The following is a 15,037-nucleotide window of genomic DNA, read 5'->3' on the forward strand; positions in this document are numbered from 1 at the left end:
CCAAAAATACTAAATGCAAAACTGTCAAAGCTTAAAATGATTTTGAAGTATTCTACCTTTTTCAGATTAAATCAGATTAAAGGCTTCAAAAGTTTTAATATCTTTAAATCCTCAACACTATTCCCTACGTATGAAGTTTATTTTTCCCACTAAAACCGCGGCACTCCTACTATTCCTTTCCTTTACCATTTCTGCCCATTGCCAAGTATTGACCCCTTCGCAAATTGACAGTTTGGTTCAAAAAACGATGAAAACCTTTGATGTACCCGGTATGGCGGTATCTGTTTTAAAGGACGGTAAAATCTATCATAAAAACACGTATGGTGTACGTTCCATAAAAACAAATGCCGAAGTGAACGAGAACACCCTTTTTGGCGTAGCTTCAAACACCAAAGCTTTTACCACCGCCGCGCTGGCGCAGCTAATAGACCAAGGCAAAATAACCTGGGACACGAAGGTAACCGATGTTATTCCAGAATTTAAACTGCACGACCCATACGTAACCGCCGAATTTACGGTACGCGATCTGGTAACCCACCGCAGTGGTCTGGGCTTGGGCGCGGGTGATTTAATGATTTTTCCCGCCAATAACACCACCACCAAAGCCGAAATGATCCACAACCTTAGGTACCTAAAACCAGTTTCATCCTTCCGATCAAAGTTTGATTATGACAACCTGCTTTATATTGTAGCAGGCGAAATTGTAGCCCGGGTGTCTGGTAAAAGCTATGATGATTATATTGCCGATAATTTTTTCAAGCCTTTGGGGATGGACCGTTCCCTGCTTTCCATACCTGCCATTGCAGCAGATAACAACCGCATTGATGGCCATGCGCCCGTAAACGGAAAACTGCAAATTACGGGCAATACTTTTACCCAATTGGCCACCCCCGCCGGTGGTATTTATGCCTCCATCAATGATATGAGCACTTGGGCACAGGCACAACTGAACAAAGGAAAATATGGCGAAAAACTTAAGGACAGCCTTTTTAGTGAAAGAATACACCACGAAATGTGGACGCCACAAACCCTATTGCGTACTGGTAGCGGCCCTTACAACACACACTTTTTGGCCTATGGGCTAGGTTGGTTTTTAAGCGATGTAAACGGTTATTTTCAGGTTACCCACACCGGCGGTCTGCTGGGCATTGTGAGCCAAGTAACCCTAATACCGGAGCTAGACCTTGGCATCATTGTGCTTACCAACCAGCAAAGTGGTTCGGCGTTTAATGCTATTACCAATTCCATTAAGGATGGCTATTTTAATATTAAAGGAGAAGACAGGATAAAACAATATAACGAGCGCCGCTTGGCGGGCGAACGGGAAGAAGACAGCATTGTAAAAGCACTGGAGGCTGCCCTGCAAAAACAGCTAACTAGCAAAGCGCCCAAACCAGATATTAATACTGTAATGGGCACTTACCAAGACCCTTGGTTTGGAAAAGTAACCATAACCAACCAAAACGGAGACCTACGGTTTAAAGCTGAAAAATCATTGGATTTAGTGGGAACGATGACCTTTTATAAGGGCACGACCTATGTGGTACGATGGGACGATGCCTCTTTAAAGGCCGATGCTTTTGTAAACTTTTCATTTGATACCGAAGGGAGGGCCAAAGGGTTTGCTATGACCGCTATCTCACCTTTGACTGATTTTAGTTATGACTATCAGGATTTGGAGTTTGAGAGGGTGAAGTGAGGGGATGGCCTATGATGAGAAATTTATATCGAAATTTTAGAAAAAAGGTTAGGTTTTTAACTTAGATCTTTGTTGGGCACAGTATTTATTCCCAAAGTTCACTTAATTTACTAATCATTTCTTCGTGCACATTATCATATTCCGATTTTTGTAGCAAACTATATTTTTCGGTTAGTGTAATAGTTTTACATTTAAAATCAACTCCATAAGTTTCAGCAAGCCCTAATATCAATTGACTGTCTTTCGGTTGATTTTCTTGAATAAACTTCATTATTTTATCAATGTGTTCAACGTCTTGGTCTTGTTGATTTGGTGAGTCAACAATTAAAGGGAAATATGTTGATGAAGAAAACTTTTTCATCAAATGAAAGAACGTAAAGTAGTAAGCTATTAGAGCTCTTGGTCTAGAACTTCCAGTCTCTTTAGATTCAATTTTTGAAGTGATTGGCTTATATTCATCTTCTGTCAAAGAATGAACGTCCAGTTTCTTTAGAAAAGACGTTAACTTGGTTCTATAATAACCTACTATTTCATCCTTTCTTTTTTTACTTTCAAATTCTTTTAGTTTTTTCTCTAATTTCTCTTTTTCCAAAGTGTTCTCGACAAGTGTTTTATGTAGTGCATCGTACCTGTCCGTAAAAATTGATTTTATTTGATTTTTCCCAGAACTTTCTATTACATCTTTGAGTTTGAGATTGCCTTTTTTCTCTTGAAGAATTTTATCTATTTTATTTACCTCGCTTAATGTGGAATTTAATTTTTTGTTTTCAAACTCTATTTTATCCTCAATTTCTTTGACTTCTTTTTTTAATTCTAGAAGCAAGTCTTTACTCTTTTGTTCATCTTGTGCTATTTCAAATCTTTCGGCAAAGGAATTTTCATATTCTGCTCCGCAAGTTGGACAACCAATTACCTCTGGTAATTTTTCCGATGCAAATTCTAAATCTTTATGACTTTCTAAAACTGCTTGTTTTACAATATTTATTTGTGCGTCATAAGAAGCCTTTAGATGATATAAATCGTGTAAATCAGACTTTAAGGATTCTTCCTTCTTTTTTAGCGATTCTAATTCTGTTAGTAAAGCTGTTATTTCTTTTTTAAATTCATCAATATTTATATTGAAATTTGTTTGAGATAATTTGTTCTTTACGTCCTCTAGTATTTTTCCAGTTAGTTTTTGCTCTTTATCAGTTTCTTCAATTGCCTTTAGATAGATGTCAATTTCTTTTTTAGTCTCGTAATACTTGTTAGGACGAATACCTGAATGATAAAAAATACATTGATTACGATAACTTTTTATTTGCTGTAATGATTTAAAAGAAGACCAACTTTTACTCCAACTTTCATCTTGGTCTACATAATATGGAAGTAATAAATATGCAGGTGGTGGAACGATAAAACCACTATTTTGAGATTGAAATAATGGGTTAAAATCAAATAATTTACTAAGGAAAGGTCCAAGTTCCTTTGTTACAGAATCAAATATTCCTAAGTTGACACCATTTGAATCATAGATTGAAAAGCGTTTTCCATCTCTTAGAATTTGAAATTTATCTCCATCTAATTCAAACTTTACAAGTGAGGCAACATTTGCATTTTTAAATTTAGAATTTAAAATAGGTTCTGCTCCAAAAGTCCTGTAAATACTCTTAATTAAAGAGGATTTACCAGTATGGTTTTTACCGTAAATTAAAGTTCTATGTTTATCGAAACTAACCCTTTTTGCTTTTTTCTCTTTTTGAGACAGCAATAGCATTTCCGATATGTATAATTTTTTCATTCTTTTTTACTCTTAAATTTCTAACGAGTCTTTTTAAATTACCTTTATTTTTCATTGATAACTTTAATTACGAGACATTTTATAAAGTAATCATCGTATATATCTGATGACACCTTTGAAAAGCAATGGTTTATTATTTTTAAAAGGTTACTTGAATCATCTATTGCACCAATTGATAATTCATTGTCGTAAACTGATTCAATGTCTTTTATTAATTTTTCTAGAGGAATTTTATTCGTGTCCTTTATTAATGTTGCGGTTATATCTCTCCAATATTTTTTATATTTTATTAACTCAATATGTCCAATGCCACAAGATTCCAAAGAAGCCTTAATTTCATCCCATTCTTGTTCTACACTTTTGTAAAGTCCAGCTTTCTCGAGAAACTCAACAAATTGACGTTTTGATATTCCTTTTATATCTATTAGTTCATCCAGATTGGAAATACTTTTATCTCCGAAGGTATTTTCTGTTTGACGAGAAACTTCGTTGAATACTTGTTTGTAAGCTAATTCGGGATTAATACTATTCTCTGGATTAATTCTGTTAATCAATTTACTTAATTCTCCCAGACAATGTGTTGAGCTATCTTTGTTGCTTAGCTTAGTTACGTGAAAACTTGTTAATTCTCCAAACAGAGTATTGGCAGTTATCTTATGTTCGCTTTTTATCGAGTCCTCAAATTCTTTGAAAATTGATTTTTCTAGTTCTTTTGCTTTTATTTTAGACCTTTTTAAGGATTCTTCTCCATTTGTCAACTGTTTAAAACTGAAGCTGGCATTTGAAATAAAATTTAAAGAATTTGTATTTTTAGTAAAGTTTATTTTGTTTAAATATAGTTTTCCTGTTATTGATAGTTTATCTTTTTCTTTTTTGGTTAAGGCTTTGACAGTCCAATTTCCGGAATCCTTTGATTTAATTTGATAGAAATCGATTTTATTTGGATTGGTTTCCGAATCCAAAACAACTAAATCATCGTGAAAATCAAATAGAAAAACATAATCATCACTTTTCTCGTGAACTGTCAATAATAAATAAAGAGATAGGTCTTTTTGAAAGGTATATTTTCGGGCAGTTTTGCTACCTGATTCCTCTCTTGGTTTTAGATTTATTATTTCTTGTTCTAAGTTCATTTATATTGTGCCCAACGTTTGGTGTATGGTTAGTTGCGTGGTTCGCAACTAATTTAGTAAACAAATACTTGCCAGAGGAAATTCCGAAGGAATTTTCCAGATAAACACTTGCTAAAGCAATTAATTATACACACTGTTGTAGCACGTATTTATTTATATTTTTTAATGAGTAAAAAGTTCCGTTCGCAATCTATGGTAGATTGATAGTAATTCATTTTGAAATTGTCGTGAGTAAATTCCAATCTCCAATCAACTGCTCCAAAATTCACGAACGAAATAAATAATGACCAAGCAAAAATCAACCAGCCAAAAACAACAATTAGCTTTTTTGGCAGTTTTCCTTTAATCTTATCCACGAGTAAAACAATTCCGCCAATTATTATTGTCCAAAATATTAAATTTCCTAAAAAGCCGAATAGATAAATATCTCCGGACATTGAATTAACCCAAGTTGTGTCAGTTTCTTGAACGAATGGAAATCCGTAAAATTTTGGTCCACGTTCGGGATAATCACAAACATATTCAAAAGTCAGATATTCATCCGTAATAAATCCGAGTGCTGTTATTATCGAGAATATGAGTTTTTTCATATGTGCTACAACATGTTTATATACGCATGTTTTTAAAATCTTATTGCTGCTATCCCGCACATGTGCGCCACAGCATGCCCCCCAAATATAAAGTTTATTTCCCAATCACCTGCATCAAGGTTTCCACCTTCGTTTTCAATAATTTGTTTTCCTCCTCCAGCGCGGCAATGCGCTCCTGTAGGGGCAGCGTGGGGTCTGGGGCGTTGGTGGTAAAGTGTGCCGGGAGCTGGGCGGCGAGGTCCATAAAAAAGTTGTGCCGCATCGCCACACAAAGTTCCCAAAGTATCCGTATTTGAATGCTGGGTTTGCCCAAAATCTTTTGGAGATTCTGTGGTTTGCGGTTCGCGTTTCTGGAAAGGGCAGCCTTAGAAATCCGGCGCCTTTTTATTCTGTTCTTTAGCATTTGCCCTATATCTGGACACGCTGTGGTTTCTGGTGTTTTCATAGGTATTCTGTAATGTTTGTTTTTTTTATAACCCATTTGGATTACTTTATACCCTAAATGGTTTATTTATATCTCCAAAATGGTTATTTATATAACCGCTTTGGATTATTTTATAAATCAAATGGATTATTTATATATCCAAAAAAGCTATCCTTATAAACTTAATGTTGTTATTTATAATCTAAATGGGTTAGCTATATAAGCCATTCGTATTATTTTATACTCCTTTTTGGTGCTATTTATAACCCAAAAGGGTTATAAACGAGGTTGGCTTTGCGTCCAAAAAAACGGTCCTAAAAGACCGTCCTTTTTGCAAAGTGGGATTTTTTTACATCCCCTCCTCGCTTGGATCGGGCTGCCTGCTGCCGCCCTGCCCCGTAAAACGCTCGCGCATCAGTTCGTAACCCGCACGTGCATCTTCGCTACCTGCCTTGCTCATTGCTTCATAGATAGTATAGATGGCAAGGGCATAGGTGTATGCCTCGTGCGCCGCAATACGGGCCAGATCATCAAGCTTGCGCTGTAGGGCCTTGGTACGTTCGCTTACCGTCTGTATCTGCTCAAACAGGTCGTAGTCGTTCTGCAGGGTGTTAAGCTGAAAGGTTGCGGGCAGCACACTGGCGCCGCTGCCGCGCAGTACGTTAAGCACGATTTCTACAAACACGCGGTTGTCCACGTCCATCCCGGTATAACGACGGCGTTGGTCGTCGTTTAGGGCGCCCTCTGGTAGGGCTGCCATAAAATCGTTAAGGGCTGTGAGGGCAGTGGTTAGCACTGCGGGGTCTAAGACTACGTTTAGTCTGTTTTCTGATAAATTTGCCATAGCTAAATGGTTTTTAATGATTAATAATTCCAATTTTCGGAAAAAAACAAAAACCAGTCAACGGGGGAAATCCCCCTTTTTTTTACAGGGTTTTTCCTGTTTGAAAAACTCAACTAATTGATTTTCAATACTTTTATCCAAGACGAAATTTTGGCAAAAAAATAGCCCGAAAAAAAGTTGCTGGAAAAGGGTATTGGGGGTGAAAAAATGAATACGCAGCACCATATTCTTCCATTTTACTAAAAAATTCAAAAAATCGGGGGCTTTCTTTCTAGGTTTTAGTATTTTCATAAAAGGTTAAAAAAAATAGCTGTTATGCAAACTTCAAAAAGACTGGACCAGGCCCTGCAAAAACTCTATACCGCCTTTCACAACAACACCCTAAACCCCGAGTGCTGCAAGCAATGCGCCGTGGGCAATATATGTGATAATACCGATAGCTGGAAGCACCTGAGCGATGGCCACGGCTCGTTGCAATTGAACTACGTGGGCCGCGTGCACGAAACCTTGGGCCGGCGGTTTAACGGCTACACCCCACTGGAACTTTTACAGATAGAGGCCGAATTTTTAAAGGGCTGCGGCTACACCCTGCCCCTGCACCATAAAAACGCAAGACCGAAAAACCCCACCGCCAAGGCTACCCTCTTTAAGGGGCTAAGTGCCGCCATTGCCTACCTCTGTGCGCTGGATGGTATTGCCAATGTAATGGATATGCAGCAACTACTTGCTTATACGGAAGAACCAACCCCAGTGGCGGAAACGTTAGGCTAGGTATATATATAAAAACCGCTTTATGGCGCAAAAGGATATTTCCGAAGTTTCCGTTAGAAAAAGTAAAGCACCCCTTTATAGTTCTATCACCCTAATAATAGTATTGGTTATCTGCTACTTTGCCATTCCGCAGGTCAACCAATTTTTAAACCAAGCTTGGGATGTGCTCACCAGTAATGATGAGGCACGCATCAAGAACTGGGTAAGCGATTTTGGGTGGATGGGCCCCGTGGTGATCATTCTGGCTATGGTCGTGCAGATGTTCCTCTTAGTTATTCCCTCTGTACTATTAATGATTGTGGCAATACTGGCTTATGGCCCTATTTGGGGAAGCGTGATTATTTTGATTGCCATATTTTGTGCCTCCTCCATTGGGTATTTTATAGGAAAGTATTTGAGTATAGAGGTTACGGCCCGCTTGCTGGGCAAAAAAACCACCCAAAAGATGACCGATTTTCTAGATGACTATGGGTTTTGGGCGGTGATGATTACGCGAATAAACCCCTTTCTCTCCAACGATGCCATTAGCTTTGTGGCAGGATTGCTACGAATGAATTACTTCAAGTTTATTACCGCTACCCTCATAGGCATAACCCCCCTAATATTACTGATAGCCTGGACGGGGCGCGATATAGACTCGCTTAAAACGAGCTTGCTCTGGGGCTCGCTGGTGAGCTTGGCGCTATTTGGCCTCTATATATGGTGGGACAAAAGACGAAATCATAAAAACTAAAAAAATCCCTCCAATGGCAAAAGTTGCCTCTGGAGGGATGTCATTAGGAAGGTGAGTAAATTATACCTTTAAATCGCCCTGTACGCCCAGGTCGGGTTCGTTGCCCGTAATGGCGCCTTGTGCCATTTTTAAAAGCGAAAGTACCTTGCCGTTTTTGGTGTCCCAGTAATGGGCATCTTCCGGTACCACTTTAATGGCGGTTATGTTGGGGTCGTCTTCACCATCAAACCAAGCGTCGTCGCCACTGCCGTAAAGCTCCTTAATTCGGTTTCGGTCTGTACTTATATGGGCACGGCCATAAATGCTCAAAAACTCAAAGTTACCTTTGTCGGCGTAAATAAGTTGGGTCTTGTTTTCTTTTTCAATGTGCTGGTTATGTTCGCTGTTTCTATTGCTTAGGAACCAAATGTTGCCCTGGTCATCCACTTCCTTAGTGCTCATGGGCACCACGTGGAAAGGCTGGCTATTTAAATCGGTTGCCATCATGGTAAAGTCAATAGACTCTGCCATTTTTTTAATTTTCTCTTTTGCTTCCGTACTGTAAAGGTTTTTTGTGCTCATAGTTTTTTTATTTTGAAGATACTAAACAATCTCGCGACTACCTTTTAAGGAAATCATAAAGTTTAGTGTATTTCAGAAAACATTGAACAAAATGCCTACTCATCCGTATAGGCAATCCTCCAAATATGGTTGGTAGTATCATCGGTAAGCAGCATAGACCCATCGGGCAAAAGGGTAAGGCCTACGGGTCTTCCACGAACCTCATCTTTATTGGGGTCTACTATAAAACCCGTAAGAAAATCTTCCGGCTTTCCGGTGGGGTTTCCATTTTTAAAAGGAACATACACCACCTTATAGCCCGATAATATATCACGGTTCCACGAACCATGCTGTGCTATAAAGGCCCCGTTTCTATATTTCTCCGGAAATGCATCAGCCGTATAAAAAACCAAGCCCAATGATGCCGTGTGCGGACCCAAATCTACATCGGGCACAATGGACTCTTTTAGCTTCACATTGGGCGGAATGGGCACACGTGGATCATAATAACTGCCCCAATATGTATAGGGCCAGCCATAAAAACCACCTTCCTTCACCGACGTTAAATAATCAGGCACCAGATTATCGCCCAGACCGTCCCGCTCATTTACGGCAGTCCACAGCGTTTGGGTAATAGGCTCCCAATCCATCCCCACAGGGTTTCGAAGGCCCGAAGCATACACTTGCAGCTCGCTACCGTCTGGGTTCATAACGAGTATGTTTGCTTTCATTATTTCGTGCTCCATGCCTTTTTCGCCTATGTTATCGCCACTACCCACGCTAATGTATATCTTGGAATTATCGGCATTGGCAATGATATTCCGGGTCCAATGCCGGTTGAATTTTCCTGCGGGCAAATCGGCAATTTTCTCACCCTTGACAGTAATTTTGGTTTGTCCCGCTTTATAGGGGTAGCGCAGTACCGCATCGGTATTTGCTACGTATAGCCAATCGCCGATTACGAGCATACCAAAGGGCTGGTTAAGGCCTTCCTTTTTGGTAAGCAGGGTTTCCCGCACATCGGGATATCCGTTGTTATCTGTATCGCGCAGCAGGGTAATAACATCGGCACTATTGGCGAGATTGTTGGACCCACCGGCACCTATAAGGGTGGCGCCAATTTGTTTGAGGATACTGTAGTTACTGTTACTTTCTGCTACCAAAACATCGCCATTGGGAGTTACGTACATCCATCGGGGGTTTTGAAACCCATCTGCATATTTGTGAACGGTGAAGCCATTGGGCGCTTTGGGCGTTTCGCCTTCTTCCCAGCCTACTACATTGGAGTAATTTGAAACTGGTTTTGTGGCATAAGGCGCGGGCAATTGTTTTTCTTTTTCATCTTGTGAAAAAAGTGAAAGTGGAAAAAAGAACAATAAGAGAAGATACCTTTTCATGATTGAAATATTTATAATTTATTAATTTTTAAGGCGCATGATGGCTTTTTCATTCACAAACTCTTTCATTCCAAAACCGCCGTGCTCACGACCATATCCAGAATCTTTTACACCGCCAAAGGGCATATTGGGCTGCGCAAGTCCAAAACCATTGATAAACACCATACCCGTATCAAAATGCTTGCTGGCTAGTTCCATGGCCTTCTTTTCATCTTTGGAAAATATGCCACCTCCAAGACCATACTTACTGTCGTTGGCAATGCGCATGGCATCATCTTCATCCTTGGCACGAATAAGTGAGGCTACGGGGCCAAAAAGCTCATCGTCGTAAGCGGGTTGTCCTGGTTTTACATTATCGAGTACAGTAGCGGGATAGAAAAACCCTTTGCCTTTTGGCATTTCGCCACCGCATAGTATTTTGGCACCCTTCTTCACGCTCTTTTCTACTTGCTCGTGAAGGGTTTCACGAAGGTCCTCTCGTGCCATCGGGCCAATTTTGGAATCCTTGTCCGTAGGGTCGCCATGTTTTATTTTCTTCATCTGTTCTACATACGCATCGCGGAATTCATCATAAATCTTATCTACCACTACAAAGCGTTTAGCAGCCACGCAGGTTTCGCCGTTGTTGTAAATTCTTCCTTGCACGCACATTTTTACCGCAAGATTTAAATCTGCATCTTCCAGCACAATATAGGCGTCGTTACTACCCAGCTCCATCACTGTTTTCTTTAGGGCAGCGCCTGCTTTTTTGGCGATGGCGCGTCCCGCATCCGGGCTTCCTGTAAGGGTTACACCTCTTACAAGTTTGTGTTTTATAATTTTATCGCTTTGATCGTGCGTTATTTTTAAAACGGTAAAAAGATTTTTGGGCAGTCCTGCTTTTTCATAGATTTTCTGCAACATCAAGCCCGTTCCTGTTACGTTTTCAGCATGTTTTAAAAGGATACCGTTACCTGCCATTAGGTTTGCAATGGAATAACGGATTACCTGATACACGGGGAAATTCCATGGCTGAATACCATAAATAACCCCAATAGGTGCGTTAGTAATAATACCTTTGCCGCCATCGGGAAGCTCACGCTCTTCGTCTTTTAATGCTTCGCGACCATGGGCAGCGGTCCAGTCACAAATTCCTGCACAGAGCTCTATTTCTTGTTTGCTCTGTTTTAACAGTTTGCCCATTTCGTTGGTCATTAACTTGGAAAGTTCTTCTGCATTTTCTTTTAGCTCCTTGCCGATTGCCTTTATAATTTTTCCTCTTTCCTTATGCGAGAGCATACGCCAGTCCAAAAAAGCTTTGTGGCATTTTTCAACGGCCTCGTCAGCTTGCTTGTCGGTCATAAGTGCATACTTCTTGATTACTTTTCCTGTGGTGGGATTGATGGTTACCAATTCCTTTTGTTCTTCCTTGCTCATAATTTTTCTTTTTGTTGAATATATTATTTTGAAGAGGAAGTGTGTCTTAAGAAACTGTTATACTTTTGGAAGACAACAGAAAAACCGGCAAAACCTTCCAAGAGATAATGATGATGAAAACTTCTCAAAAACAAAACATACGCCCTGCACTACCTGAGGATTTTAAAAAGGTTGCTCCATTGATAGTGCAGGCGATGGAAGATTTGGCGTGCACATTTGCAAATACAGACACCCCTGAAAAAGCGTATCCATTGTTTGAACATTTCTTTCAGAAAAAAGCCAATCAGTACAGTTTTGAACACACCCTAGTGTATGTGGAAGATGGCGAAATCGTGGGTTCCATCACTTTTTATGACGGAAAGTTATTGCCACACTACCGCGCACCTTTCCTTCAGTATATTGCAGAATTTTATAAGGTTACCGATATACTGATTGATGATGAAACCAATCCTGGAGAAGTTTATATAGATACGCTAAGTGTAGCCCCACAACACCAAGGAAAAGGGGTAGGTAAAAAATTACTGGCTGCTGCCATACAACAAGCAAAGACAGAAGGCCATGAAAAGATTGGTCTTTTGGTGGACTTTAAAAACCCAAATGCAAAAAAACTATATGTGAGTTTGGGTTTTGAGAGTGTCGGTAAAAAAACATTGGGCAGTAGTGTTTACGAACACCTCCAGCGGAATTGTAATTTATCTTTATAAAAACAACTGGTTAAGCACAGCGAGTGATTTTGGTTTTTGGTAGCCTTGCACGTGAAAGCTGTAATAGGAAAGCATTAATTGCAGCAATTTTTTGCGCTGTGTTTTGGTAAGTTTTATTTTCTGAAATGTTTCTAGGTTTGTTCCAAAAAATTGCTTGAAGTTTTCTATCGCTTCACCTTCAATACAGTAATTTGAAGTATTTGTAGCCTGAAAGCTCCCTTCAACTATATTGAAATAGCTATTATTAATAGCTGTAGCATCGGGAAAAAAACCTAGATACATGCTCAGTTGCAGCAAAAAGAAAATATGGAAATTGGCAACTTCCTCATTACTATCAAGCCATTGAAGGGATTGTTCCAAAAACGCAAAAAGGAGTTCATTAGCTTCTTCCTCGCGAATGCAGTTTTTGAGCATTTCGGCTAAAAACATGACCAAGCCTGTTTTTACAATATCGGTATGAAGGGTTTTGTAAGGATAGTAAACTTTGGCTTCCTTTATATATTCCAGCGTCCCTTTGTTCTTGTGGTCTGCTATAATTTCAAGTTGCGTGAGGGGCTGAAAAAAAGAAGCCTTTAGCTTCCCTTTCTTCGTTTTTAAAATATTGCGAAGTAAGTAGCTTTTAATTCCCGAAGCCTCGGTGAAACTACTTACAATTAGGTCAGCTTCTGAATATTTTATAGCAGAAAAGACAATGGCTTTGGTGGCAACAACCATTAGCGGATGATCATAATTTTTGCAACCTTGGTTTCAAGATTGTCTTCTGTGGTAACGAGAACCAAATATACACCCGAACGTACTTTGTACTTTCCGAAAGCAGTTGTATCCCAAAGTACACTTCCTCCTTCTGAAGTTTCCTCAAAAACCAGGCTTCCTGTTATATCGGTTATTTTCACATTGGCTTGGGCCGTGAGTCCATCAATAGTAACGTTACCATTAAAACCTGGCCGCACGGGATTGGGATAGGCCCGTACGTTTTCAAGGTTGTCACTTGGCGCGGTGGCCGATCCCCTATAGGCTACGATGCCTTGGGTGGTCGCAAAATAGACTACGCCCGTAAACGGGTCTATTGAAATATCTTGGACATTATTAGAAGGTAACGGAGAATTATCTTTTGTGAAACGGAGCAAGGTTTCCTGCCCATTGGGGGACAAGTAAAATACACCTGAAGTGGCAGTGGAAATCCATTTATTGTTTGAACCATCAACTTCAATATCAGTTATAGATTGTTGAAAAAGAAGCTCTTGCCCCACACCGTCTTCTAGAATAATTATAGCTTGGGCTGTAGGGGTGGCACCCTCTTCAAAAAAGCTTCCGGGACTAAAGAGCACTCTTACACCTTTCAGCGTTCCTATCCATAATCTGTTTTGTTTGTCAAAAGTTAGCGCACGTATATTGTTGGTAGGCAGATTGCCTGCATTTTCGGTAATTATATTAAACTTATTGGCCGTTGGGTTATAGCCTATTACCCCATTCCCATAAGAACCAAAAAAAACATAGCCTTCTCTACTTATTGCCAGCTCTGTAAGCGCAATTTCAGATTCATTTGTAATGATGCTAGAAATATCCGTTTTTTGGAATTGGCCACCGGGCGTAAGTTTTATCAGTCCCTCTTTTTCTTTACTTTGAACAAACCAAAGGTTGCCTTGGGAGTCAAATTGAGAACCAAGAATACGTATGCCTGCATCGGCGCCATTAATAATTATTCGGTCTAAGGGGCTGTTGGTTTGGTCGTAAAGTATGGTGGGAGTTTCATCAACAATCTTTAAGAGCCCTTTTTCAAAAGAGCTCATAAATACTTCGTCCTGATTTTCTGGATTGATAGTAACTTTTACCAAATCGGTAGGTTCAGCATTTAGAGAAGTTCTTAAATCTTCATAATCAATATTATTCCAGAGAGTATCTTTCAGGTGGCTAATTCCATATTTGGAAATGGGAAAAGGATTGTAATCAACATCCACCTCTCCAAAAGCAACCCATAGCTGCCCCGGGGAAGCATCAATAGCAAATGGACTGTTTCTAATTGGCCCATTGGGAAGCACTTGTGTAGCTTGCATACTCCCAAAAGGAACGACCAAAAGTCCATCTTCATTTGTCCCTACATAAAAATTATTATTAAAAGCATACCCGGAAAGGAGATCGAGCTCGAAATCGAGTATGTTATCTACTATAGCTTCCTGAACATACCCTTCAGAGAATGCCTGTACGGAATTTTTTGTGGTAATGGTAAGTAAATCATCGGCCATGCGGAAGTTTAATACTTCAGTATTAAAATTTTGGACAGCTGTTGTTACACCGTTGGGAGTGAAACGTAAAATAGTATTCGACCGGTTTGAAGCATAGAGCTCATTGCCTAATTTTTCTGCAGCTCTAAATCCACCACCCATTATGGTGGTCCAGTTTTGATAATCAATTAAATTATCATCTGCCACAAAGGCTCTGCGCATTCCACTGGTTGAACTCGCGGCAAAGATATAAGGCTCCTGTACAATTGTCTGTACAATATTTATCTGCGCGCCCCCATCGCCAATGAAATAGGTGTCCCCAAATTCAAGTCTGGACAAATCATACACAGATATTCCATATTGGGTTGCGATATAGAGGTTTTCATTAAATTCAGTAAAATTGTTTATGCGCTTTCTATCTGGTGGAATGGTCTGTTTCTCTAAAATATCAACTACTTTCAATACATTTTCCTCACCTTCTTTCACTATTTCTATTAAGCCGCTTTCATACCCAATGATTAGTAAATCATATGACTCACTATAGTGGAGGGTGGTTATCGCGTTTCCTGAAAGACCATTTACTGTTGAGAGGGTTTGTATTTGTTGTGTGGAAAGATCATATGTGAAAACGGCATTTTCAGCACCTACATAAATCTTGTTATCGCCCTGGGAAATATCCTTTACGGAAGCATAGGAAAAGTGTCCCGTCCACCGGTCCTCAAAATTCTGGGCAGCAGCCAGCAAGGGAAGGATTATAAGAAAAGCAATGGCCCATCGCTTCATA

14 protein-coding genes are annotated in these 15,037 nt (G+C 39.7%); 4 read left to right on the forward strand and 10 right to left on the reverse strand.

What is annotated here, in order from left to right; translation table 11 throughout:
• The first annotated feature begins 130 nt into the window (after positions 1–130).
• Positions 131–1,699, forward strand: coding sequence for a serine hydrolase (locus JK629_RS04155; RefSeq protein WP_202337369.1), 1,569 nt, complete (start codon positions 131–133; stop codon positions 1,697–1,699).
• 85 nt (positions 1,700–1,784) lie between these two features.
• Here JK629_RS04155 and JK629_RS04160 read toward each other — a convergent pair whose 3' ends face one another.
• The 5 genes from JK629_RS04160 to JK629_RS04180 all read right to left on the reverse strand — a co-directional run bounded on the left by JK629_RS04160 (position 1,785) and on the right by JK629_RS04180 (position 6,503).
• On the reverse strand, positions 1,785–3,479 hold the full coding sequence (locus JK629_RS04160) for an AAA family ATPase (RefSeq protein WP_202337370.1): 1,695 nt from the start codon (positions 3,477–3,479) through the stop codon (positions 1,785–1,787).
• 44 nt (positions 3,480–3,523) lie between these two features.
• Positions 3,524–4,612, reverse strand: coding sequence for a dsDNA nuclease domain-containing protein (locus JK629_RS04165; protein WP_202337371.1), 1,089 nt, complete (start codon positions 4,610–4,612; stop codon positions 3,524–3,526).
• Between the two features lie 149 nt (positions 4,613–4,761).
• Entirely contained in the window at positions 4,762–5,202 is a 441-nt protein-coding gene (locus JK629_RS04170) for a hypothetical protein (protein WP_202337372.1), read from the reverse strand.
• Positions 5,203–5,296: 94 nt separating this feature from the next.
• The gene (locus JK629_RS04175) at positions 5,297–5,647 is read right to left on the reverse strand and encodes a hypothetical protein (protein WP_202337373.1); all 351 of its coding nucleotides are present in this window, start codon (positions 5,645–5,647) and stop codon (positions 5,297–5,299) included.
• 328 nt (positions 5,648–5,975) lie between these two features.
• Complete coding sequence (locus tag JK629_RS04180) at positions 5,976–6,503, reverse strand: hypothetical protein (protein WP_202337374.1); 528 nt, start codon at positions 6,501–6,503, stop codon at positions 5,976–5,978.
• A 378-nt stretch (positions 6,504–6,881) separates the two neighbouring features.
• Between JK629_RS04180 and JK629_RS04185 the strand changes: the two genes are divergently transcribed.
• Positions 6,882–7,241: a Na(+)-translocating NADH-quinone reductase subunit F gene (locus tag JK629_RS04185; RefSeq protein WP_394369421.1), complete on the forward strand. Its 360-nt coding sequence runs from the start codon at positions 6,882–6,884 to the stop codon at positions 7,239–7,241.
• 22 nt (positions 7,242–7,263) lie between these two features.
• Positions 7,264–7,974: a TVP38/TMEM64 family protein gene (locus JK629_RS04190; protein WP_202337376.1), complete on the forward strand. Its 711-nt coding sequence runs from the start codon at positions 7,264–7,266 to the stop codon at positions 7,972–7,974.
• A 60-nt stretch (positions 7,975–8,034) separates the two neighbouring features.
• Here JK629_RS04190 and JK629_RS04195 read toward each other — a convergent pair whose 3' ends face one another.
• The 3 genes from JK629_RS04195 to JK629_RS04205 all read right to left on the reverse strand — a co-directional run bounded on the left by JK629_RS04195 (position 8,035) and on the right by JK629_RS04205 (position 11,327).
• Positions 8,035–8,535, reverse strand: coding sequence for a pyridoxamine 5'-phosphate oxidase family protein (locus JK629_RS04195; RefSeq protein WP_202337377.1), 501 nt, complete (start codon positions 8,533–8,535; stop codon positions 8,035–8,037).
• Between the two features lie 95 nt (positions 8,536–8,630).
• Positions 8,631–9,911 (reverse strand): PQQ-dependent sugar dehydrogenase, encoded by a 1,281-nt coding sequence (locus JK629_RS04200; RefSeq protein WP_202337378.1) that lies wholly within the window; start codon positions 9,909–9,911, stop codon positions 8,631–8,633.
• Between the two features lie 21 nt (positions 9,912–9,932).
• The gene (locus JK629_RS04205; RefSeq protein ID WP_202337379.1) at positions 9,933–11,327 is read right to left on the reverse strand and encodes an NAD-dependent succinate-semialdehyde dehydrogenase; all 1,395 of its coding nucleotides are present in this window, start codon (positions 11,325–11,327) and stop codon (positions 9,933–9,935) included.
• A gap of 65 nt (positions 11,328–11,392) precedes the next feature.
• On the opposite strand from JK629_RS04205, the gene JK629_RS04210 reads away from it, so the two are divergent.
• Positions 11,393–12,031 carry a GNAT family N-acetyltransferase gene (locus tag JK629_RS04210; RefSeq protein WP_202337380.1) on the forward strand — a complete coding sequence of 213 codons (639 nt, stop codon included), beginning with the start codon at positions 11,393–11,395 and terminating at the stop codon, positions 12,029–12,031.
• Here the strand turns inward: JK629_RS04210 and recO are convergent.
• Together recO and porZ are read right to left on the reverse strand one after the other, a co-directional pair.
• Positions 12,026–12,745 (reverse strand): DNA repair protein RecO, encoded by a 720-nt coding sequence (gene recO, locus JK629_RS04215; protein ID WP_202337381.1) that lies wholly within the window; start codon positions 12,743–12,745, stop codon positions 12,026–12,028. The two genes, JK629_RS04210 and recO, sit on opposite strands and share 6 nt — an antisense overlap.
• A complete protein-coding gene (gene porZ / locus JK629_RS04220) occupies positions 12,745–15,036 on the reverse strand; it encodes a type IX secretion system anionic LPS delivery protein PorZ (RefSeq protein ID WP_202337382.1) in 2,292 nt (763 codons plus the stop codon). The genes recO and porZ overlap by 1 nt, the downstream gene beginning before the upstream one ends.
• Position 15,037 lies beyond the last annotated feature (1 nt).

This window comes from Aequorivita iocasae (assembly GCF_016757735.1).
GTDB lineage: Bacteria > Bacteroidota > Bacteroidia > Flavobacteriales > Flavobacteriaceae > Aequorivita > Aequorivita iocasae.